This is a genomic window from Sphingomonas baiyangensis (genome assembly GCF_005144715.1).
Taxonomy (GTDB): Bacteria; Pseudomonadota; Alphaproteobacteria; order Sphingomonadales; family Sphingomonadaceae; genus Sphingomonas; species Sphingomonas baiyangensis.
In genome coordinates this window covers 249,498-270,808 of sequence record NZ_SWKR01000002.1, presented here as the reverse complement: position 1 = coordinate 270,808, position 21,311 = coordinate 249,498, and the positions used below count along the sequence as shown (strand labels likewise).

Annotated in this window: 18 protein-coding genes; 11 read left to right on the top strand and 7 right to left on the bottom strand. The window is 66.4% G+C overall.

Translation table 11 applies throughout. The annotated features are described in order from the left end of the window. Positions 1-9 precede the first annotated feature (9 nt). The 3 genes from ilvN to FBR43_RS04315 all read left to right on the top strand — a co-directional run bounded on the left by ilvN (position 10) and on the right by FBR43_RS04315 (position 2,464). The gene (gene ilvN, locus FBR43_RS04325) at positions 10-525 is read left to right on the top strand and encodes an acetolactate synthase small subunit (RefSeq protein WP_136942010.1); all 516 of its coding nucleotides are present in this window, start codon (positions 10-12) and stop codon (positions 523-525) included. Positions 526-637: 112 nt separating this feature from the next. Continuing rightward, positions 638-1,657, top strand: coding sequence for a ketol-acid reductoisomerase (gene ilvC / locus FBR43_RS04320; protein ID WP_136942009.1), 1,020 nt, complete (start codon positions 638-640; stop codon positions 1,655-1,657). A gap of 180 nt (positions 1,658-1,837) precedes the next feature. Next, positions 1,838-2,464, top strand: a complete 627-nt coding sequence (locus FBR43_RS04315; protein WP_136942008.1) for a YceI family protein — start codon at positions 1,838-1,840, stop codon at positions 2,462-2,464. A 130-nt stretch (positions 2,465-2,594) separates the two neighbouring features. Here FBR43_RS04315 and FBR43_RS04310 read toward each other — a convergent pair whose 3' ends face one another. Beyond that, positions 2,595-2,993, bottom strand: coding sequence for a BLUF domain-containing protein (locus tag FBR43_RS04310; protein ID WP_136942007.1), 399 nt, complete (start codon positions 2,991-2,993; stop codon positions 2,595-2,597). Between the two features lie 277 nt (positions 2,994-3,270). On the opposite strand from FBR43_RS04310, the gene leuA reads away from it, so the two are divergent. Beyond that, entirely contained in the window at positions 3,271-4,956 is a 1,686-nt protein-coding gene (gene leuA / locus FBR43_RS04305) for a 2-isopropylmalate synthase (protein WP_136942006.1), read from the top strand. Between the two features lie 132 nt (positions 4,957-5,088). Here the strand turns inward: leuA and FBR43_RS16050 are convergent, their stop codons facing one another. Both FBR43_RS16050 and folE read right to left on the bottom strand, forming a co-directional pair. After that, positions 5,089-5,631, bottom strand: a complete 543-nt coding sequence (locus FBR43_RS16050; protein ID WP_169542487.1) for a hypothetical protein — start codon at positions 5,629-5,631, stop codon at positions 5,089-5,091. Between the two features lie 48 nt (positions 5,632-5,679). Beyond that, positions 5,680-6,303 carry a GTP cyclohydrolase I FolE gene (gene folE / locus FBR43_RS04290; protein WP_136942003.1) on the bottom strand — a complete coding sequence of 208 codons (624 nt, stop codon included), beginning with the start codon at positions 6,301-6,303 and terminating at the stop codon, positions 5,680-5,682. 228 nt (positions 6,304-6,531) lie between these two features. On the opposite strand from folE, the gene FBR43_RS04285 reads away from it, so the two are divergent. Further along, positions 6,532-9,231 (top strand): TonB-dependent receptor, encoded by a 2,700-nt coding sequence (locus tag FBR43_RS04285; RefSeq protein WP_136942002.1) that lies wholly within the window; start codon positions 6,532-6,534, stop codon positions 9,229-9,231. Positions 9,232-9,396: 165 nt separating this feature from the next. Then, positions 9,397-9,672 (top strand): SWIB/MDM2 domain-containing protein, encoded by a 276-nt coding sequence (locus FBR43_RS04280; RefSeq protein ID WP_136942001.1) that lies wholly within the window; start codon positions 9,397-9,399, stop codon positions 9,670-9,672. A 212-nt stretch (positions 9,673-9,884) separates the two neighbouring features. On the opposite strand, the gene FBR43_RS04275 is transcribed toward FBR43_RS04280, so the two are convergent. Continuing rightward, the gene (locus FBR43_RS04275) at positions 9,885-10,721 is read right to left on the bottom strand and encodes a hypothetical protein (RefSeq protein WP_136942000.1); all 837 of its coding nucleotides are present in this window, start codon (positions 10,719-10,721) and stop codon (positions 9,885-9,887) included. Positions 10,722-11,138: 417 nt separating this feature from the next. On the opposite strand from FBR43_RS04275, the gene FBR43_RS04270 reads away from it, so the two are divergent. Continuing rightward, positions 11,139-13,049, top strand: coding sequence for a ribonucleoside-diphosphate reductase subunit alpha (locus FBR43_RS04270; protein ID WP_136941999.1), 1,911 nt, complete (start codon positions 11,139-11,141; stop codon positions 13,047-13,049). Between the two features lie 44 nt (positions 13,050-13,093). Here the strand turns inward: FBR43_RS04270 and FBR43_RS04265 are convergent, their stop codons facing one another. Continuing rightward, positions 13,094-13,369 (bottom strand): DUF2171 domain-containing protein, encoded by a 276-nt coding sequence (locus FBR43_RS04265; protein ID WP_136941998.1) that lies wholly within the window; start codon positions 13,367-13,369, stop codon positions 13,094-13,096. 53 nt (positions 13,370-13,422) lie between these two features. On the opposite strand from FBR43_RS04265, the gene FBR43_RS04260 reads away from it, so the two are divergent. Both FBR43_RS04260 and FBR43_RS04255 read left to right on the top strand, forming a co-directional pair. Then, positions 13,423-13,638 carry a hypothetical protein gene (locus FBR43_RS04260; protein WP_136941997.1) on the top strand — a complete coding sequence of 72 codons (216 nt, stop codon included), beginning with the start codon at positions 13,423-13,425 and terminating at the stop codon, positions 13,636-13,638. A 15-nt stretch (positions 13,639-13,653) separates the two neighbouring features. After that, positions 13,654-14,709 (top strand): ribonucleotide-diphosphate reductase subunit beta, encoded by a 1,056-nt coding sequence (locus FBR43_RS04255; protein WP_136941996.1) that lies wholly within the window; start codon positions 13,654-13,656, stop codon positions 14,707-14,709. Between the two features lie 66 nt (positions 14,710-14,775). Here the strand turns inward: FBR43_RS04255 and FBR43_RS04250 are convergent, their stop codons facing one another. Continuing rightward, the gene (locus tag FBR43_RS04250; protein ID WP_394344041.1) at positions 14,776-17,031 is read right to left on the bottom strand and encodes a putative bifunctional diguanylate cyclase/phosphodiesterase; all 2,256 of its coding nucleotides are present in this window, start codon (positions 17,029-17,031) and stop codon (positions 14,776-14,778) included. A gap of 86 nt (positions 17,032-17,117) precedes the next feature. Further along, positions 17,118-18,965 (bottom strand): FecR family protein, encoded by a 1,848-nt coding sequence (locus FBR43_RS16045; RefSeq protein ID WP_169542485.1) that lies wholly within the window; start codon positions 18,963-18,965, stop codon positions 17,118-17,120. 150 nt (positions 18,966-19,115) lie between these two features. On the opposite strand from FBR43_RS16045, the gene FBR43_RS04230 reads away from it, so the two are divergent. Both FBR43_RS04230 and FBR43_RS04225 read left to right on the top strand, forming a co-directional pair. After that, entirely contained in the window at positions 19,116-20,798 is a 1,683-nt protein-coding gene (locus FBR43_RS04230) for a ShlB/FhaC/HecB family hemolysin secretion/activation protein (protein ID WP_136941994.1), read from the top strand. A 145-nt stretch (positions 20,799-20,943) separates the two neighbouring features. Beyond that, positions 20,944-21,171, top strand: coding sequence for a hypothetical protein (locus FBR43_RS04225; protein WP_136941993.1), 228 nt, complete (start codon positions 20,944-20,946; stop codon positions 21,169-21,171). Positions 21,172-21,311 lie beyond the last annotated feature (140 nt).

The following is a 21,311-nucleotide window of genomic DNA, read 5'->3' as shown; positions in this document are numbered from 1 at the left end:
AAAGTAGACATGCACATCCGCGAGGAACAACGCGAACGCCATACGCTGGCGGTTCTGGTCGACAACGAGCCGGGCATCCTCGCGCGCGTGGCGGGGCTGTTCACCGCGCGCGGCTACAATATCGAGAGCCTGACGGTGACCGACGTGTCGGAGGACGAGAGCGTCAGCCGCATCACCATCGTCACGTCGGCTAGCCCGCACGTGCTCGAGCAGATCATCAGCCAGCTCGAACGGCTGGTGCCCGTCCACCGCGTGACCGACCTGACGGCGCTCGGCGCGCATGTCGAGCGCGAGCTGGCGCTGGTGAAGGTCGCAGGCAAGGGCGATCACCGGATCGAGGCGCTGCGGCTCGCCGACGTGTACCGCGCGCGCGTGGTCGACGCCACGACGTCGAGTTTCGTGTTCGAGGTGACGGGCGGATCGGAGAAGATCGACAAGTTCGTCGAGCTGATGCGCGAGGTGGGCCTCATCGAGGTCGCGCGCACCGGCATCGTCGCCATCTCGCGCGGGCGCGAAGCGGCGTAGTCAACCATAACCGTCACCCCAGCGAAGGCTGGGGTCTCCGGCTTCAGGGCGCGCGCCCGCGGCTTGAGATCCCAGCTTGAACTGGGATGACGATGCAGAAGGGATTTCGAGAATGCGCGTCTATTACGATCACGATGCCGACCTGAACCTGCTGACGGGCAAGAAGATCGCCATCCTCGGCTATGGCAGCCAGGGCCATGCCCATGCGCAGAACCTGCGCGATTCGGGGGTGAAGGAAGTCGCCATCGCGCTGCGCGAGGGGTCGGCGACGCGCGCCAAGGCCGAGGCCGCGGGGTTCAAGGTGCTGTCGAACCGCGAGGCAGCCGAGTGGGCCGACGTCATCATGATGGTGGCGCCCGACGAGCATCAGGCGGCGATCTGGGACGCCGACCTCAAGGGCCATATGAAGCCCGGTGCAGCACTTGCCTTCGCGCACGGCCTCAACGTCCATTTCGGGCTGATCGAGCCGCCCGCCGACATCGACGTCATCATGATCGCGCCCAAGGGCCCCGGCCATACGGTGCGCAGCGAATATGTGCGCGGCGGCGGCGTGCCGTGCCTGATCGCGGTGCATCAGGACGCGACGGGCAACGCGCACGACGTGGCGCTCGCCTATGCCTCGGGCGTCGGCGGCGGGCGTTCGGGCATCATCGAGACCAATTTCCGCGAGGAATGCGAGACCGACCTGTTCGGCGAGCAGGCGGTGCTGTGCGGCGGCCTCACGCACCTGATCCAGGCGGGGTTCGAGACGCTGACCGAGGCCGGCTATGCCCCCGAAATGGCCTATTTCGAGTGCCTGCACGAAGTGAAGCTGATCGTCGACCTGATGTATGAAGGCGGCATCGCCAACATGCGCTATTCGATCAGCAACACCGCCGAATATGGCGACATCACCACCGGCCCGCGCATCATCACCGACGAAACCAAGGCCGAAATGAAGCGCGTGCTGGCCGACATCCAGGCGGGCCGTTTCGTGCGCGACTTCGTGCTCGACAACCGCGCTGGCCAGCCGCAGCTCAAGGCCAGCCGCAAGCTCGCGGCCGCGCACCCGATCGAGAAGGTGGGCGCCGAACTGCGCGCGATGATGCCGTGGATCGGCGCGAACAAGCTGGTGGACAAGGAGAAGAACTGAGCGCGGGGGATGGCCGTGGGTACAGCGCCTGCGGCCCTCCCCCTCCACCCCGCCCTGCGGGCGCGGTCCCCCTCCCGTGCCGGGGAGGTTTGGAAACGCTGAGTTTGCGTACGCGACTTTGATTCCCGGCGCCGCCGCACCATTTTGGCGGCGCCAGTCCACAACAGGGAACCCATCGTCATGCGCAAAGCGATCGCCGTCCTCGCCCTCGCCGCCTCTGCTCCGCTCGTTGCCAGCGCAGTGCAGGAACTGCCCGGCCAGCCCGATGCCAGCCGCGTCACCGCCGGCACCTATACCGCCGACCCCTCGCATGCGCTGATCGAATGGGAAGTCGATCACTTCGGCTTCAACGACTATTTCGGCCTGTTCGGCGACGTGGCGGGCACGCTGACGATCGACCCGGCGAACCTCGGGGCCGCCAAGGTCGACGTGACGATCCCTGTCTCGAAGGTGGTGACGGCGAGCGCCGGCCTTACCGATCACCTGCTGCGTGCGGGCAAGGACGGCGGCAAGCCCGATTTCTTCGGCCCCAACCCCGCCGATGCGCGCTTCGTATCGACCGCGGTGAAGGTGAACGGCACCGAAGCCGAGGTGACGGGCAACCTGACGCTCAACGGCGTGACGCGGCCCGTGACGCTCGAGGCCGAGTTTGTCGGCGCAGGAACTAACCCGATGAACAAGAAGGCCACCGTGGGCTTCCACGGCGAGACCGAGATCAAGCGCAGCGACTTCGGCATCGCCTATGCGCTGCCGATGGTCTCCGACGAGGTCGAGCTCGACATCAGCATCGCCTTCGAAAAGAACTGATACCTTGTTTCAACGGTGCCGGCCCGCTCCCCCAGCCGGCCACCCATCAGGATACGCTAGTGGGTGGCCGGGTGGGGGAGCGGGCCGGCACCGCTTTCGCCAACAAAATGTCTGACGCCGCGTCGCCTTCTCAGGCGGCGCGGCGCGTCTCGGCGAAGCTCTCGAAGGTCGCGCGCACGCTCGGCGACGCGTCGCGTGCGAGCAGCGATATGCGCGACATGAACCCTGCCGCGTCGTTGCCTGGCGCGCGATACGCCATGTCCCACTCGCCGAACTCGCGCGCGTCGATCGTGCGGCGGCTGAGGATCACCGCGGCGCGATGGCGCGGATCGGCCTTGATGCGCGCATAGGCGGCTTCGACGGCGGCTTCGGGGCCCTCGAGCGCCTGGAGGAATCGCTTGCCATCGGCATAGAGCAGCCCGGTAATCGCATCGCGTGCATTGTTGCGGCGCGATGCCGCGAGGATCGTGTCGATCGCATTGGATGGCTGCCCCGGCGTCGCCGTGCTGATATAGACGAGTTGCAGCATTGCGGGCGATTCCTTGCACTTAACGTTCGCAACGATTCTAAAATCGCAGGCGTTAAGGAAAGCTGTTCATCGCAGCGACGTCTGCCGGCTTTACCCGGCGGCGCAGCGATGGCATGTAGGCGCCATGATCGCACCGCGTGCCCTTACCCTGCGACTAATCCGCCCTTAGGGGTGACGACGCAGGCTGCGCGCAATCCCTAAGGGCGAAGCGAACCACCCGATTGGACAGGTGCGCGCCCCGGATGGCCGCACCCGCGACTGTTGCGAAAGGCCGGCCATGCTGCGCGATCCCTCGACCAAATACCGCCCCTTCCCCACCATCGACCTGCCCGACCGGCAATGGCCCGCGCGCAGCATCGCCAAGGCGCCGATCTGGCTTTCGACCGACATGCGCGACGGCAACCAGGCGCTGATCGATCCGATGGACGCCGAGAAGAAGCAGCGCTTCTTCGATCTGCTGGTGAAGGTGGGCGTCAAGGAGATCGAGGTCGGCTTCCCCTCGGCCGGGGCTACAGAGTTCGATTTCATCGCCGGGCTGGTGCGATCGGGCCGCGTGCCCGACGATGTGACGGTGCAGGTGCTCACCCAGTCGCGCCGCGACCTGATCGAGACGAGCTTCGCATCGCTCGAAGGTGCGCGCAGCGCCATCGTGCATCTCTATAACGCCGTGTCGCCCGCATGGCGGCGGATCGTGTTCGGCATGGAACGCGCCGAGGTGCGCGAGATCGCCGTCACCGGCGCCAAGATGCTGCGCGACGAGGCGGCGAAGCGGCCCGATACCGACTGGCGCTTCGAATACAGTCCCGAAACCTTCTCGACCGCCGAACTCGATTTCTCGGTCGAAGTGTGCGCGGCAGTGATGGACGTGCTGCAACCCACGCGCGAGCGTCCGATCATCCTCAATCTGCCCGCCACGGTCGAGGCGGCGATGCCCAATGTCTATGCCGACCAGATCGAATGGTTCTGCCGCAACCTGCCCAACCGCGACCGTGCGATCATCAGCCTGCACACGCATAACGATCGCGGCACCGGCGTCGCGGCGTCCGAACTGGGGCTGCTGGCGGGCGCTGACCGGATCGAGGGCTGTCTGTTCGGCAATGGCGAGCGTACGGGCAATGTCGATCTCGTGACGCTGGCGCTCAATCTCTACACGCAGGGGATCGACCCCGGCCTCGACTTCTCGAACATCGACGAGGTGATCCGCACCGTCGAATATTGCAACGCGCTGCCGGTGCATCCGCGCCACCCCTATGCCGGCGAACTGGTGTTCACCGCGTTTTCGGGCAGCCACCAGGATGCGATCAAGAAGGGCTTCGCCGCGCAGGCCGCGCGCAACGACGGCCTTTGGGAAGTGCCCTATCTGCCGATCGACCCCGCCGATCTGGGGCGCAGCTACGAAGCCGTCATCCGCGTCAATTCGCAGTCGGGCAAGGGTGGCGTGGCTTGGGTGCTCGAGCAGGACAAGGGACTTAAGCTGCCCAAAAGATTGCAGGCCGATTTCAGCCGGCACGTGCAGCGCCTCGCCGACGAAACGAGCCGCGAACTCGATGCCGGCGATATCTGGACGGCGTTCCGCCGCGCCTATCGGCTCGACCCCGCGCAATATTTCACGCTACAGGCCTATGAGGAGACGCGCGCGCCCAATGGCGACCGGGTGTTCGCCGGGCATATCGGCATCGGCGGCGTCGAACGATCGGTGAGCGGGCGCGGCAACGGCCTGATCTCGAGCGTGCTGGCGGCGCTGCGCGACGGCTGCGGCATCGCGCTCGACGTCGCCGATTATTCGGAGCACGCGATCGGCCATGGCGCCGATGCGCGCGCGGCGGCTTATGTCGAATGCGTCGATGCCGCGGGCGTCACGCGCTGGGGCGTCGGCATCGACGAGGACGTGGCGACCGCGAGCGTGCGTGCCGTGCTGTCCGCCGCCAACGCCGCGCGCGAGCCGGGCGAGGCGATCAGCTAGAGCATGATGACGTCACCCTGAACCGTTCGCCCTGAGCTTGTCGAAGGGCCGTAGTTTCTTCGGATTACGATACAAGGAGAAGGACGGTGCTTCGACAAGCTCAGCACGAACGGAGATTGATTCGTGGTGATGTCATCCGACTCTAGCGATCGACACGGTATCGGCGCAGCGCCATTCGCCGCGTAGCGTGCGGCCGGTGCCGCCGACGGCCTCGATCGTCATCGTCGCGGGCCAGCTTCGCGCCGCGCCCTCGCCGCCTTCGCGCTCGACGCGCGCGATGAGCGTATCGCTGGTAAGCGTCGGTCCGGCCTCGACCGAGGCGAGATCGCCGGGCGGCACGTCGAACGCCGCGACGGCGCCGGCGACGCGCGCGATCGCGCGATCGGGTGTGACCGCGAGCATCGCGCCCTCCGCGGTCGCGAAGGTGCACCCGGCGCCGCGCACGCCGCCGGCGGCAAGGTCGGCGGCGGTCATCGGCTGCGGCAGCGGCGCATCGCCACCGGGTGCCGCCATGGGAGCTACGCCGATGCTCGGCGTGGGCGACGGCGTGGGCAGCGCGGTCGCCGCCTCGATGCCCGAAGCCGATGGCGCATCGGCCTGGGGCAGTTGCTCGGTACGCTCGATCGATCCGCAGGCGGCAAGCGCCAGCAGCGCGGGGGGCAGGCAATATCGCATATCCGGCCAACGACGCGGCGGACGCGGCGTTCCGTAGCGCGTGAACATTCAGCCGCAGCCCATCAGCGCGAGCACTTCCTTGCGGCTGCGCTCGTCGTCGCGGAACACGCCCATCATGCGGCTGGTCGTCATCGACACGCCGGGCGTGCGGACGCCGCGCGCGGTCATGCAGCCATGCGTCGCCTCGATCACCACGGCGACGCCCTTGGGCTGGAGCTTCTCCCAGATGCAGTCGGCGACCTGCGCGGTCAGGCGTTCCTGTACCTGCAACCGGCGCGCATAGGCGTGGAGCACGCGCGCGAGCTTCGAGATGCCGACCACCCAGTTGTTGGGTAGATAGGCGATGTGCGCCTTGCCGACGATCGGCGCCATGTGATGCTCGCAATGCGACTGGAACGGGATGTCGCGCAGCAGCACGATCTCGTCATAGCCGCCGACCTCCTCGAAGATGCGCTCGAGATGGTGCGCGGGGTCATCGGCATAGCCGCTGCAATATTCCTTCCACGCCTTCGCCACGCGGCGCGGCGTGTCGACAAGCCCCTCGCGCGTCGGATCGTCGCCCGCCCAGCGGATGAGCGTGCGGATCGCTTCGGCCACGTCATCGGGCACCACGACTACGGGCGGCGCTGCGATGAGATCACCATCTTCGGGCGCGGGCTTCGCGTCACTCATTCTCGATTTTCCCCTGTTAGCTGCGATGACGCTACGGAAAGCGCGCCGCTTTTCCCATCCTGACCCAAAGTCCCGCCGTAGCGCGCGGGCAACACTGCCGCAAACCCGCGGCAAAGCAGGCGTTTGGCGATTGACGCCGTGAAAATTGGCGCGCTAGGCTCGGGTTACAAGCAAGAATAAACGCCGGTCATGATGCGCCGGCTGCCATTACAGAGGGGATGTCGCCGCATGATGAAGATCCGCCTGCTCGCCGCCAGCGCCCTAGGCCTGGTCGCCGCCGCGCCGCTCCACGCACAGACGGTGACGACGCCGCCCGGCGAAGCAAGCGACCCCGTCGCCTCGGCGTCGGTCGACCAGGACGATTTCGGCTCGGCCAACGACATCGTCGTGACCGCGACGCGCCGCGCCGAGACGGTGCAGGACGTGCCGATCGCGGTGACGGCGGTGGGCGCCGAACTGCTCGACAACGCCAATGTGCAGGACATTCGCGGGCTCGAACAGCTCGCCCCCTCGCTCCAGACCACCACGGGCCAATCGGCGGCGACGGGTTCGTCGCTGTCGATCCGCGGCATCGGCACCGCGGGCGACAATCCGGGCTTCGAGCCGGCCGTCGGCGTATTCATCGACGGCGTGTTCCGTGCGCGCGCGGGCGTGGCGCTGGCCGAGCTGCCCGAGCTCGAGCGCGTCGAGATCCTGCGCGGCCCGCAGGGCACGCTGTTCGGGCGCAATACCTCGGCCGGCGCGCTCAGCGTCGTGACCGCACAGCCGCAGTTCGATCTGGGCGGCTATGTCGAGGGCGTGTACGGCAATTACGACGCGATCGAGCTGCGCGGCGGCCTGACCGGCCCCGTATCCGAGAGTTTCGCGCTGCGCGTCGATGGCGGCTATCGCAAGCGTGACGGCTATATCGACGACGCCAACAGCGACCGTTCGATCAACAATATCGACCGCTATTATGCGCGCGGTCAGGCGCTGTACGACGGCGGCACCGTCACCTTCCGCCTGATCGGCGACTATTACGAGACCGACGAGGAGTGCTGCGGCGCGGTCAGCGTCTCGCGCGGGGGGCCGGCGACGGTGCTCAACCAGGTGGCGGGGCGGCGCGGGCTGGTGGGGCTCTATACCGGCGCGCCATCGGACCGTATCCAGGCGATCTCGCCGAATCGCGGCTATTCGGAGCGCGTGCGCGACTGGGGCGTGTCGGGCGAGCTCAATGCCGAGCTCGGCAGCATCAACTTCACCTCGATCACCGCCTATCGCAAATGGCGCGCGCTACGCGACCAGGACATCGACTTCTCGGGCGTCGACCGCGCCTATCGCGAGGATTATCGCAGCGACCTGACCGACTTCACGCAGGAAATCCGCTTCCAGGGATCGGCATTCGACGGCGCGCTCGATTTCCTGATCGGCGGCTTCTACCTCAACGAGACCAACAGCCTGCGCGACACGGTGCGCGTCGGCAATGACGCCAACGCCTATGTCGACACGCTGCTGGCGGGCGCGCTTTCGGCACCGCCGGCGGGCGGTGGCATTGGACGGCCGGCGCAGTTCTTCGGATCGTTCAACGTGCCGACGCTGCCGCAGCTGATCGGCTCGGTCTCGGGCGGTCCGGCGCTGCCGGCGGGCACGGTGCCGCTGTTCAGCCAGCTGCTGCTGCTGCAAAGCCCGCAGCTGCTCGCCGCCGCGCAGGCCAATCCGGCGCTGCTCGCCTATCTCAACACTCCGCTTTCGGGCAACCAGGCGGGCCAGGGCAACAACAACGACGATTTCCGCGTCAAGACCGACGCCTTCGCGATCTTCACGCACAACATCTTCAACATCACCGACGACCTGTCGCTGACGCTGGGCGCGCGCTGGAACTACGAGAAGAAGCGGCTCGACGCCTCGATCAACAACAATACCGGCGGCTGCGGCTTCTTCCTCGGCAACGATCCGCGCGCGGCGATCTATCGCGGCGCGATTCAGGCGGCGAGCCCGGCATTGTTCGCCAACCTGTTCCTGCTGAGCTGCAACCCGGCGATCAACACCGAGTTCAACGGTCAGTATAACGACGAGCGATCAGACAGCCAGATCACCGGCACCGCCAAGCTGGCCTACAAGCTCTCGCCCGAGGTGCTGAGCTACATCAGCTATGATCGCGGCTTCAAATCGGGCGGCTACAATCTCGACCAGGCATCGTTCGATACCGCGGTGCTGGGCGGCGACGGGCCGCAGGCGACCGACCTCGAGTTCGACAAGGAAGTGGTCGACGCGTTCGAGCTGGGCGTGAAGATGCAGCCGAGCCGCGAGTTCACCTTTAACGCGGCGGTGTTCTACCAGAAGTTCCGCGGGCTCCAGTCGCTCATCTTCTCGGGCAACAACTTCGTCGTGCAGAACGTGCCGGATGCGACCAGCAAGGGCGTCGAGGCCGAAGGCATCATCCAGCCGACTCGTTCGCTCATCATCCGCACCGGCTACACCTACAACGAGGCGTTCTACAACCGCAGCAACAACTTCGCGGGCACGCCGCTTTCGGGGCTCGAGGGGCGCCAGTTCCTCAACATCCCGCGCCACGTCGTGTCGCTGGCAACCACGTGGACGCCGCCGATCACCAACAACATCAACGGCCTGCTGCACGTGGACATGCGCTACAACAGCGAGGTCAACATCGCCTGCCCCACGGTGAGCCTGACACGGCCGGGCGGCTGCGACCCGCGCTTCTCGGGCGGGCAGCCGATCGGCGTTTTCAATCCGGGCTATCCGATCATCAACGCGCGTATCGGCGTGCAGAGCGAGGACCGCTCACGCAGCCTCGAGTTCTTCGTCGAGAACCTGACCAACCAGTATTTCAACATCACCGGCTTCGCGGTGCCCGAGCAGACGGGCAATTTCGCAGGCTATCCGGGCCTGCCGCGCTTCTACGGCGTGCGCGTGCGCGCGGGGTTCTAAAGCGCGATTGTTGCCGCGAAAGCACAGGCGCGGGGCGGTGACGCCGCCCTGCCCCGTGCGGCAGCGATTTCGCGCTTGATATTATATCCTTGGCCGGGGACTATCGGCCGCTACTCGTGGAACGCCCGACGCACAGTGCGCGGGCGAGAGTGATTTGGGGGGCGTATGGCGAAAGCAGCAACTGGTTCGAAGGGCGGCGCACGCGGCGGGATCGCAACGCCGGTGACGCTTTCGCCCGAGCTGGCAGACATCGTGGGCAAGGGCCCGATGCCGCGCAGCGAGATCGTCAGCAAGATGTGGGAATATATCAAGAAGCACGAGCTTCAGAATCCCGAGAACAAGCGCGAGATCCTGGCCGACGACAAGCTCGAGAAGATCTTCGGCAAGAAGAAGGCGACGATGTTCGAGATGAACAAGCATCTGAGCGCGCACGTCAAGTAAGCCGCTGTCCGGCGACAGCGCCGGTCGATCGAACGGCCCGGAGGCGTCACCGCTTCCGGGCCGTTTGCGTTTGCGCGTTGCGCGTGAAAACCGCCCCGCTGCCGGCGACGGGGCGGCACGCGCGAGGCTCAAAGGCTAATCTAGGCTGGCGAACTAAACCCCGTAGAAGCCGATAGGGCGATGAATCATCACGTTAGGCGACAAAGAAATAGCTAGATCAATGTCGCCAGCTCGCGCACGAAAGCGCGAGTAGAATCAAAGACCTGTTTTGCCTCCTCTGTAGTGTACGTTTGCTTCGGGTGCATAGTGTCATTTCTCACTGCCTGCTTAACGTGATACAAATTTTTATGGCAGGCCGACCACCTGTTTCTTAGAGCCTTTTCCTGTGGATTAGATTGAGGCAGAGATTCCGTATGCCGGCCAATGTCGGACAGAAGTTTGCCCCACTCTTTGTCTGGGTTAGCGGAAAGACCGCCCAGCGCCACGATTCCGCTGACAATTGCTTCCATTGCCCTCATCAAATGAAACACAGCGGCGGTTCCCTCACCAAACGCTATACACTTTCCTGCGTGCTCGATGTCCTCCCTTGATGACGCAGGAAACTTGTCTAGCGTTTCTGAAAACATGCCTAGAGCATCGTAATATGGTAAAATAGCAGGCTCTAAAGAATAGGATCTTCGACCTCTTAATTCCTTTTCAATAGCCATGACTATATCTCTAAGAGACGATCGTAATATCCCTAAATCTAGTATGTTAAATCGAACGCCCCTAATCCCGGACTCTCGGTCGGAAGCAAAAATAGCCCTCTTCGCGGCATTCAACCCATCTTTTGCAACCTCCGGGGTAACATTCAATCTAAGCGTTTCTGACAGGGTGATCATATACTCCAAGGAACCTATTAGCTTGTAGTACTCTTCTTCTATAATTGAAAAACGGTCATCGCTGACCCCTATTTCCTTGGCGAATATTCCAAATAGTTTGATGTCTTCATGGACGCTAGCGATCCACCCCAGGCTCGCAGCGAGCTCCGACAATCCAATCTTTTGCATAATGTCTCATAGGCTCCAGACTCGGTCAGAAACCATCACTTAGCACTTCCAAATTGGGCTGGGCATGGGGAGTATAATAATGCCAAATTTTTTCGTTCCCCTTCCGTTCTCTTGCATTTGGCGGAGGGCAGGACCGTCCATGCGTCGCACCACCCGACCGGCGGGCGACAGCGTGCGGCTCATCGCAAACGGCGTATTTACCGGTTGCCCTCGCGGCCATTTCTACACAATCTGTTGTGGTCACGTCGGGGGGCCGACCCTAAGGCTGGTATAGCGCAATGCCGACCACATATGGTGCGGAGGCTTGGCGATGCCGCCCTTGCACCCGGCATGATCGCTTTTTGTTCTCGCGCGCGGCGCGGGGTGGTAGCATCGGGGCCTGCCCCGATTCGGTTAGGACGAGGAACGGGGCTAGTCATGGATTTCAGGGAAGCGCCAGCAGTGAACGACAGCACCGATTTCGCCGATCCCGCGGTTGCCACGCCCGACGCGACGCGGCGCAAGCCCGAGCGCGATTCGAAGTCGATCGACGCGCGGCTCTATGCCGTTGACGTCGATCATTCGCGCGACGCGCTGCTGACCGATTTCGGCAAGGAGACGCTCAAGGATCGCTATTTGCTGCCGGGCGAGAGCTTCCAAGACCTGTTCGTGCGCGTCGCCAGCGCCTATGCCGATGACGGCGCGCATGCGCAGCGGCTGTACGACTATATATCGAAGCTGTGGTTCATGCCCGCGACGCCCGTGCTGTCGAACGGCGGCACCGGGCGCGGCCTGCCGATCTCGTGCTATCTCAACTCGGTGCCCGACAGCCTCGAAGGCATTGTCGAGACGTGGAACGAGAATGTGTGGCTGGCGAGCCGGGGCGGCGGCATCGGCACCTATTGGGGCCATGTGCGCGGCATCGGCGAGCCGGTGGGGCTGAACGGCAAGACCAGCGGCATCATCCCCTTCGTGCGCGTGATGGACAGCCTGACGCTGGCGATCAGCCAGGGATCGCTGCGCCGCGGATCGGCCGCCTGCTATCTCGACATCAGCCATCCCGAGATCGAGGAGTTCCTCGAGATCCGCAAGCCCTCGGGCGACTTCAACCGCAAGGCGCTCAACCTGCACCACGGCGTGCTGATTCCCGATGCGTTCATGGAAGCCGTGCGCGCGGGCGACGAGTGGGAACTCAAGAGCCCCAAGGACGGATCGGTGCGCGGCAAGGTCGATGCGCGCGCCTTGTTCCAGAAGCTGGTCGAGACGCGGCTGGCGACGGGCGAACCCTATATCGTGTTCAGCGACCATGTGAATTCGGCGATGCCCAAGCATCACCGCGAGCTGGGCCTCAAGGTTTCGACGTCGAACCTGTGCAGCGAGATCACGCTGCCGACGGGCCGCGACCATCTGGGCAACGACCGTACCGCGGTGTGCTGCCTCTCGTCGCTCAACCTCGAGACGTGGGACCAGTGGAACGGCGACCGCCAGTTCATCGAGGACGTGATGCGCTTCCTCGACAACGTTCTCACCGACTATATCGAGCGTGCGCCCGACGAGATGGCGCGCGCGCGCTATTCGGCGATGCGCGAGCGCTCGGTGGGCCTCGGCGTGATGGGCTTCCACAGCTTCCTGCAGGCGCGCGGCATCGCCTTCGAAAGCGCGATGGCGAAGTCGTGGAATCTGCGCTTCTTCCGCCACATCAACGCCGCGGTCAACGAAGCGTCGATGCAACTCGCGGTCGAGCGCGGCCCCTGCCCCGACGCTGCCGACACCGGCGTGATGGAGCGCTTCAGCTGCAAGATGGCGATCGCGCCCACCGCGTCGATCAGCATCATCTGCGGCGGCACGAGTGCCTGCATCGAGCCGATTCCGGGCAATGTCTATACGCACAAGACGCTGTCGGGCAGCTTCTCGATCCGCAATCCGTATCTGGAGAAGCTGCTGATCGAGAAGTCGAAGAACTCGGACGCGGTGTGGAACTCGATCCTCGAGCGCGCCGGATCGGTACAGCATCTCGACTTCCTGACGCAGGACGAGAAGGACTGCTACAAGACGAGCTTCGAGATCGACCAGCGCTGGGTACTCGAACTGGCCGGCGACCGTTCGCCCTATATCGACCAGGCGCAGTCCCTGAACCTGTTCATCCCCGCCGATGTCGAGAAGTGGGACCTCCTGATGCTGCACTTCCGCGCATGGGAGCTGGGCATCAAGTCGCTCTATTATCTGCGCTCGAAGTCGGTGCAGCGCGCGGGCTTCGCCGGCGGGGTGGAGGCCGACAACACAATCGAGAAGCCCAAGTTCGATCTGGGCGAGAGCACGGATTACGACGAATGCCTCGCCTGCCAGTAAGTGCGGCCGTGCCGGGAGCAGCGCCCCGGCACGGACCGACCGGATCAGACGGGGTCGCCGCTTTCCTCGGTTTCGAACGCCACCGCGACATCGGCATTGGCGCTGAGGCGCACCTTGTCGCCTTCGACACCGGCGACGAGGCCGCCGTCGATGAAATGGTGATGGCCGGCATGCGCGCCCTCGGCGCCTTCGACCTCGGCACCCGAATCCTTCTTGGTGAGCTTGATGCGCCCTTCCTCGACGCGATCGACGGTGCCGACATGCGCACCGTCGGCGCCGATGACTTCCATATGTTCGCGAACGTCGTTCAGATCGGCCATGGTCGTTCTCCTGTAGTGACGCCGGCTGAACGCTTGCGCTGGCGTTTGGCCGCATGACGCTCGCCATCGCCATCATGTACGCGATCGCGCTGATCGCCGCCGCGGCGGGTCTGTGGCTGCTCGTGCGCCTGCGCGGCCGCGCGACGCCGCAGGCGCGCTACGCATCGGGCATGGCGGGCACGATGGCCGCAGCCCTCGGGCTGATCCTGGCGATCTTCGCCACCGCCCAGCTTTCGTGGGAGCGCGCCGCTTCCGCCCCTGCATATTGAGACCGGAGTAACCCCATGTCGCTCACCGAAGCCCGCAAGCAGTACAAGCCCTTCGAATATCCCTGGGCGTTCGAGTTCTGGAAGCGCCAGCAGCAGCTCCACTGGCTGCCCGAGGAAGTGCCGCTGGGCGAGGATTGCCGCGACTGGGCGCAGAAGCTCTCCGAACACGAGCGCAACCTGCTGACGCAGATCTTCCGCTTCTTCACGCAGGCCGATGTCGAGGTGCAGGACTGCTATCACGACAAGTACGGCAGCGTGTTCAAGCCGACCGAGATCAAGATGATGCTGACGGCGTTCAGCAACATGGAGACGGTGCACATCGCCGCCTACAGCCACCTGCTCGACACGATCGGGATGCCCGAGAGCGAATATGGCGCCTTCCTCGAATATGCCGAGATGAAGGACAAGCACGACTTCATGCAGAATTTCGGCGTCGACACCGACGAGGATATCGCGCGCACGCTCGCCATGTTCGGCGGCTTTACCGAGGGCGTGCAACTGTTCGCCAGCTTCGCGATGCTGATGAACTTCCCGCGCTTCAACAAGATGAAGGGCATGGGCCAGATCGTCACGTGGTCGATCCGCGACGAGAGCCTGCACTGCGAGGGTATCATAAAGCTGTTCCACGCCTTCACGCAGGAGCGCAACTGCCTGACCAAGGCGGTGAAGGACGACATCGCCGATGTCTGCCAGACCACCATCCGGCTGGAGGATGCGTTCATCGACCTGGCGTTTGAGATGGGTCCGGTGAACGGCATGTCGCCAAAGGAGATCAAGAAGTATATCCGCTACATCGCCGACTGGCGGATGAACCAGCTGGGCCTGAAGCCCATCTACATGATCGACGAGCATCCGCTGCCATGGCTGGCGCCGCTGCTCAACGGCGTCGAGCATGCCAATTTCTTCGAGACGCGCGCGACCGAATATTCGAAGGGCGCGACCAAGGGGAACTGGAACGACGTGTGGTCGAGCTTCGACAAGCGCCAGACCGCCAAGCGCACCGCCCCCATCGCCAATGACGGCGACAATGGCGGCGACATGTTCGCGGCTGCCGGCGTGGCGGCGGAGTAAGCGTAGAGGCGGCGGGCGTTGCCGGATCGTCCGGCGGCGCCCGCTGGCCTCAGTCGCGGCGGAGCGTCATGCCGCCGCCGCGCGCTGCTGCTGATCGAGCAGCTCGAGCACCGCGCCCGCGCTGGTCGGGCGGCTGATGTGATAGCCCTGCGCCAGATCGCAGCCGGCGGCGCGCAGCCAAGCGAGGCAGGCCTCGTCCTCGACCCCCTCGGCCACCACCTTGAGCCCCAGTTCGTGCGCCATGTCGATCGTCGAGCGCACCAGAACCGCATCACCGCGATCGCTGTGCGCGTGCTGGACGAAGCTGCGATCGATCTTGAGCTCGTCGAGCGGCAGGCGCTTCAGATAGCTTAGCGTCGACTGGCCGGTGCCGTAATCGTCCATCGAGATGCGAACGCCGAGCGCGCGGATCGCCGCGAGTGCCGCTGCCGCCCCCGCCGGATCGTGCATCGCCGCCGATTCGGTGACCTCGAGGATCAGCGCCTCGGGTGCGACGCCGCTCGCGGCGATGCGATCGGCCAGCGCGGCCATGAAATCGGGCGCGGTCACCAGCCGGGCCGACAGGTTGATCGCCGCGACGATCGGATGGCCGGCGGCGGCCCAGCGGTGCAGCGCCTCGATCGTGCGATCGAACACATAGAAGGTCAGCCCGTCGATGCGGCCGCCCTTCTCGGCGAGCGGGATGAACAGGTCGGGGCTGAGCGGCCCGCGCTCGCGGTGGCGCCAGCGGACCAGCGCCTCGACGCTGACGATGCGATCGGCGCGCAGATCGAGCTTGGGCTGGAACAGCACCTCGAGTTCGCCGGCGGCGACTGCCTCGTCGAGCTCGCCGAGCAGCGACAATTCGCGCTCGACCTCGGCCTCGACCGAGCCGGCATGGAAACGCCACGGATCGCCCGCTTCCTCGGCGGCGTCGGCGGCGAGGACGGCATTGGCCGCCGCACGATCGGGATCGCCGGCGGGATCGATCGCGGCGCCGAGCGCCAGCGTCACGTCGACGCGGCGGCCATCGACCTCGACGGGGCGCAGCATCGCGACGCGCAACGCCTCGAAGCGATCGGCAAGCCAGTCGAGCGCGACGTCGCTTTCCCAGACGAGCAGGCGATCCTCGATGCGGTAGACCGTGGCGCCCGCCGCCACCAGCGCAACGCGATCGGCGACACGGCAGACGAGCTGCGCGAGCTGCTCGGTGCGCAGCCCCGCGCCCAGCCGGTCGAAGCCGGCGATGCGGACCGCGGCGATGGTGACGCCGCCGGCGCGCGTGCCGGTCGCGCGCAGCGCGACGCGATTGGGCAGCCCGGTGGCGGCATCGGCGGCGCGACGCGCCTGCAATCCCTCGGCAACGCGTGTCGCGATCGCGACGGCGGACGCACCGGTCAGCACGATCAGGCCGGGCACGAGCGCCAGGCCCGTCGCCCAATATTGCTCGGCAAACAGCGCGGCGCCCGTCAGCACCACGGGCGCGAGCGCGATCGCCGCGATCGACGCCCGCCGGCCGAGCCAGAGGATGGCGCCGCCGAGCGGCAGCGCGAGCAGCCATAACGGCCACCAGCCGGCCGAAACCGGCGTGCCGCGCATCAGCGTTTCGGCGGCCAGCGCCTGGATCACGACGCCGGGCACCACGCCGAAGCGCGGCACGGCATAGCGATCGCCCATCTCGACGGCAGTCGCGCCGATCAGCACGCGCCGGCCGGCGACCGCTGCCCGGTCGAAGCGACCATCGCGGATGTCGAGAAAGCTCAGCCGGGGAATCGTGGCGGGGTGGATCGCATAGTCGATGGCGAAGGACTCGCCGACGCTGCCGGCGGCCGATGCGACCATGGCCGACAGCGATGGGCGCGGAACGCCGGCGGTCACGATACCGAGCGGCGCCGAGCGGACATAGCCGTCGCCATCGGGCAGCACGCTCACCGCCGCGAGCGCGGCGTGTGGTCGGAACGCGGGAGCGGGCAGCAGGTCGATCACGCCGCCGCCGCTGCCCGCCGATTGCGCGAGCGTAGGCAGCACCACCTCGTCACCGGCGCGCGCGAGCGCCGACGCCAGCGCCGCGTCGCCGCTGGCCGACGATTGCGCCGAGAAATCGACGTCGAAGGCGATCATCGCGGCGTTGGCGGCGCGCAGCCGATCGATCACCGCGGCATGATTCTCGCGCGGGATCGGCCAGCGTCCGATGCGCGCGAGCGACGCGGCATCGATCTCGACGATCACCAGGTCGCCGCTCGCCGCCATGTCGCGCGCCGCGAAGCGCAATTGCTGCAGCGTGCGCTCGGCGCCGGCACCCAGCCCTGCCCAGCCGACGACGAGGCCGGCGAGCGCCGCCAGCAGCAGCGCGATCGGCCGCAGCCGGCGCGCGCGGGTAGGGCGGCGCGCGACGAGCGCCCGATGCGGATCGGCCGACGGTGCGATGACTAGAACTCCTGCCTCATGCCGCCTGCGCCAAGGCGCGGGAGCAACGGAAGGACGGGCTCGGTAACGTCCTCGACGACGTCCTCGACGACATCGAGCAGGCCATCGTCCGACCCGTCCGGCAGCGATTCGGCCGGCGCCGCATCATCGCGGTCATCGTCGTCGTCGTCATCATCGTCGTCATCATCGTCGTCATCATCGTCGTCATCGTCATCGTCGTCGTCATCGTCGTCGTCATCGTCGTCGTCATCGTCGTCGTCATCGTCGTCATCGTCGTCATCGTCGTCATCGTCGTCATCGTCGTCGTCGCGATCGTCGTCCCACCAATCCGGATCGGGTTCCGGCTCAGGCTCAGGCTCAGGCTCAGGCTCAGGCTCAGGCTCAGGCTCAGGCTCAGGCTCAGGCTCAGGTTCGGGTTCGGGTTCCGGCTCGGGTTCGGGCTCGGGTTCCGGCTCGGGTTCCGGTTCAGGCTCGGGCTCGGGCTCGGGCTCGGGTTCCGGCTCGGGTTCCGGTTCAGGCTCGGGCTCGGGTTTCGGGTCGGGCTCGGGTTTCGGGTCGGGCTTTGGCTTCGGACCAGGCCCCTTGCCCGGATTGCTGTGATCGTGACCGTCCTCGTCGTTCCCATGACCGTTGTCGCCGTCATCGGGCTCGGGTTCAGGCTCCGGCTCGGGCTCCGGCTGGGGTTCCGGCTGGGGTTCCGGCTCGGGCTCAGGCTGTGGTTCGGGCTCGGGCTCTGGTTCAGGCACCGGCTCGGGCTCAGGCTCTGGCTGCGGTTCCGGTTCGGGCTGCGGTTCCGGCTCAGGCTGCGGTTCCGGCTCGGGCTGCGGTTCCGGCTCGGGCTGCGGTTCCGGCTCGGGCTGGGGCTCTGGCTCCGGCACTGGCGGCACCGGCGGCGGCGGCGGCGGCGGCGGCGGCGGCGGCGGTGGAGGCGGAGGCGGAGGCGGTGGAGGCGGCGCGGCGACGACTGGCGGCTCCACCGTCACCGGGGGCGCCACCTCGACGGGAACAGGTTCGCCGCGGCCGGTCGCGGCTTCGGCGACCAGCGCGCTCACTGCCGCCACCACGGTGCCGCGCAGCAGCCCGTTGGTGGTGTCGCGCAGATCGGCGGGGGCGGCGGCGATCGCTTCGGTGAGCACGATCGAATCGGAAAGCGCGCCGAACGCCACGGGCGTCGCCTGCGTCGCAGCCACCGGCGCGGCGGCAGCGAGCGTGACGGTGCCCGCGGGTGCTGCCGGCGCGGCCGCGCCATCGGCCGGCGCGGCGGGGCGCGCGGGCGAATCGATGACGCGCGTCGCGCCGTCGTTCACGGTAAGGCGATACTGGTCGCCTGCCGCGACCATCGCGACCGCGCCGGGCCGCACCAGATCGCGCGCGCCGCCATCATTTGTCGCGACCTCGACCGCACCCTCGATCACCTGCATCGAGGCACCGGCCTCGCCGACGGTGATCGAGAAGGTGGTGCCCTTGACCACGGCGGCGAGATAGGGCGTCTCGACCGCGAAATGCGGGTTCTTCTGCTTGCCGATGTTGAACACGGCGTTGCCCCAGTCCTGCAGGATCTGGACGACGCCCTTCGCTTCGGCCGCGGCGGGCACGCGGATGCGGCTTGCCGGGGCCACGGTGACGAATTCCTTGCCGCGCACGATCACCGCGCGGGCGCCGGCCTCGGTCGTCAGCATCGTGCCGGCGGGCACGCCCATGCCGCGCCGCGCTGCGCGCTCGCCATTGGCGTCGCGCACGATTACGCGGCCGCTGGCCTCGCTCACCGTCCAGCCGCCGGTCTGTGCGTACACGCTGGTGCTCGACAGCAACAGCAGCGTGCCGCTCAAGGTCTTCAGGCCGAACTGCATGCAAATGCCCCTTTTGTGCAGCCTGCCTGATAGCGCCGAGCGCTTGATAGCCTGTTCCGCAGCATGGTTAACGCGGGCTAAACTTGACGATTCTGTAACGGCTTAGGCGATATTGCCGCTGTCTACCGAGTATCGGAGACCGGACTGGCGATGCGCGTACCTCGTTTTACCCTGGCATTTCTCGCCGCATCTGCCGCGCTGGCGCCGCAAGCGGCATCGGCGCAGGACCGCCCTCCCCCCGCGCTCGATCGCGTCGATCCGGGTCAGCCCGACCGGCAGGAGCGCGCCGAGGAGCCGATCGAGCGGGCCGCGCCGCCACGCCCGGCCGCGCCGGTCGAGGTGCCCGTCGCGCGCGTCAACGCGGCGCCTGCCGATACGCGCATCCTCGTCGGCGCAATCATGTTCTCGGGGCTCGAGGTCCTGCAGCCCGCCGATTTCGCCGATATCGTCGCCGCGCATGTCGGGCGCGAGCTCGATCGCACGGCGCTCTCCGATCTGGCGGGGCGCGTCGCGGCGCGGGCGCGAGCGCGCGGCTATGTGTTCGCCAGCGCCGTCATCGATCCGCAGCGCGTCGAAACGGGCGTGCTGACGGTGCGTGTCGACGAAGGGCGCATCGACCGGATCGACGTGCAGGGCGATGCCTCGCAGGCGGTCGAGGCGGCGCTCGCGCCGCTGGCCGACGGCCGGCCCGCGACGCTCGCCGAAGTCGAACGGCGCCTGCTGCTCGCGGGCGACCTGCCCGGCATACGCGTGCGCGCCAGCCGCTTCGTGCGCGATGGCAATCAGGGGGTGTTGCAGGTGCGCGTCGACGCCGACCGGCTGAGCGGGCGCGTCGTGTTCGAGAATGACGGCTCGCGCCCGATCGGCCCCGAACAGCTGCGGCTCGATGTCGACATGGCAGCCCTCGCCGTTGCCGGCGATGCGCTGGCGGTCACCTATGTCACCACGCCGTTCGATTTCGGCGAGCTGCATTATGGCCGCGCCCGCTATGCCGTGCGCGTCGATTCGTCGGGCACCGAACTGGGGCTGGTGGGCACCATCTCGGCGACCGATCCGGGCGCCTATCTGCGCGAGCGCGATCTCGAAGGGCGAAGCTGGTTCGCGGGCGTGACGCTGCTTCAGCCGCTGTGGCGGCGGCGGGATGCCAGCCTGTGGTTTGAAAGCGAGCTGGGCTTGCGCGACCTGCGCCAGTATCGCGGCGGCGCGCTGGCACGCCACGACCGCATCCTCGCGATGCGCGTGGGGCTGTACGGCCATGTCGAGCTGGTGGGCGGGCGGCTGCGCGCCAATGCATCGCTGTCACGCGGGCTTGCGGGGCTGAACGCGACGCGGCTGGGCGATCCGCTCGCCTCGCGCGACGATGCGCCGGCCGATTTCACGACGCTGACCTTGTGGGCCGACTACATCCGCGATCTGGGCAGCGATTTCAGCATCCGCGTGGCGGGCCGCAGCCAGCTTTCGAGCGAGCCCTTGCTGCTTGCCGAGGAAGTGGGCCTCGGTGGTGGCGCGTTCCTGCGCGGCTATAACTACAACGAGCGATCGGGCGATCAGGGCGCGATGGCGATGGGCGAGCTGCGCTGGAACTGGCAGCAGCCGCTGGGCGGTCTCGTGCGTCGCTCACAGCTCTACGCCTTCGCCGATGGCGGGCGCGTGACCAATCTGGAAGGCGGGCGCGGCAGCGGCTCGCTCGCGTCGTCGGGCGGCGGCGTGCGCACCTTCATCGGCAACGGCCTCGGGGCCGATTTCGAGATCGCGGTGCCGCTCTCGGGGCCGCGCTACGACACGGGCGACGCCGATCCGCGCTTCAACGTCCGCATCGCCAAGACGTTCTGAGGCGTGAACCTATCAACGACCGCCTGAGCGTTGCCGGCCGAATGTCTGAGATGGGCAGGTTTGCGGACCGACCGCTTTTGGTCGACGGACATAGCAATAGCAGATGATTGTGACAGGCCAACGATAGGCTGCTACGCTCGATGCGATGCTTGAGAGCGCGCTTTACCTGTTTTTCTTCACGGCCTTCGCTGCGTTCATGGCGAATAGACTTTACTTCGGACTTCGCCGGAAGATGATTAAGGTGAAGGGTGTAACCTACTCGCGGCGCGGCGAACCGATGATGTATATTGCTGTGATCGCTATGGCTGGATGGGGGCTTATCTTCGGTTTCGGCATGTGCATCGTCGTGGTGGCGGCGAACCTCGGGTACTGAAGCCTAGAGGTCGGCTTGTGGGCGGCGGCTGAGGACCGCGTAATGCCCGAAATGGGCGATAGCTGTCAGTCCGCTTCCTGTGTCTACGGCCTAGGTCAAAACACCTCTCCGGCATCGGCCCATCCCAACCCCCTCTTTGC

Bases quoted from the DNA above. Each gene is read 5' to 3' on its own strand.
- FBR43_RS04265 (WP_136941998.1), bottom strand. From the start codon at position 13,369: ATGGCCGATCTGAACGACGTTCGCGAACATATGGAAGTCATCGGCGCC.
- ilvC (WP_136942009.1), top strand. From the start codon at position 638: ATGCGCGTCTATTACGATCACGATGCCGACCTGAACCTGCTGACGGGC.
- FBR43_RS04260 (WP_136941997.1), top strand. From the start codon at position 13,423: ATGACGCTCGCCATCGCCATCATGTACGCGATCGCGCTGATCGCCGCC.
- ilvN (WP_136942010.1), top strand. From the start codon at position 10: ATGCACATCCGCGAGGAACAACGCGAACGCCATACGCTGGCGGTTCTG.
- FBR43_RS04230 (WP_136941994.1), top strand. From the start codon at position 19,116: ATGCGCGTACCTCGTTTTACCCTGGCATTTCTCGCCGCATCTGCCGCG.
- FBR43_RS04275 (WP_136942000.1), bottom strand. From the start codon at position 10,721: ATGCAAAAGATTGGATTGTCGGAGCTCGCTGCGAGCCTGGGGTGGATC.
- FBR43_RS04225 (WP_136941993.1), top strand. From the start codon at position 20,944: ATGCTTGAGAGCGCGCTTTACCTGTTTTTCTTCACGGCCTTCGCTGCG.
- FBR43_RS04310 (WP_136942007.1), bottom strand. From the start codon at position 2,993: ATGCTGCAACTCGTCTATATCAGCACGGCGACGCCGGGGCAGCCATCC.
- FBR43_RS04280 (WP_136942001.1), top strand. From the start codon at position 9,397: ATGGCGAAAGCAGCAACTGGTTCGAAGGGCGGCGCACGCGGCGGGATC.
- FBR43_RS04315 (WP_136942008.1), top strand. From the start codon at position 1,838: ATGCGCAAAGCGATCGCCGTCCTCGCCCTCGCCGCCTCTGCTCCGCTC.
- leuA (WP_136942006.1), top strand. From the start codon at position 3,271: ATGCTGCGCGATCCCTCGACCAAATACCGCCCCTTCCCCACCATCGAC.
- FBR43_RS04255 (WP_136941996.1), top strand. From the start codon at position 13,654: ATGTCGCTCACCGAAGCCCGCAAGCAGTACAAGCCCTTCGAATATCCC.
- FBR43_RS04270 (WP_136941999.1), top strand. From the start codon at position 11,139: ATGGATTTCAGGGAAGCGCCAGCAGTGAACGACAGCACCGATTTCGCC.
- FBR43_RS04285 (WP_136942002.1), top strand. From the start codon at position 6,532: ATGATGAAGATCCGCCTGCTCGCCGCCAGCGCCCTAGGCCTGGTCGCC.
- FBR43_RS16050 (WP_169542487.1), bottom strand. From the start codon at position 5,631: ATGCGATATTGCCTGCCCCCCGCGCTGCTGGCGCTTGCCGCCTGCGGA.
- FBR43_RS16045 (WP_169542485.1), bottom strand. From the start codon at position 18,965: ATGCAGTTCGGCCTGAAGACCTTGAGCGGCACGCTGCTGTTGCTGTCG.
- folE (WP_136942003.1), bottom strand. From the start codon at position 6,303: ATGAGTGACGCGAAGCCCGCGCCCGAAGATGGTGATCTCATCGCAGCG.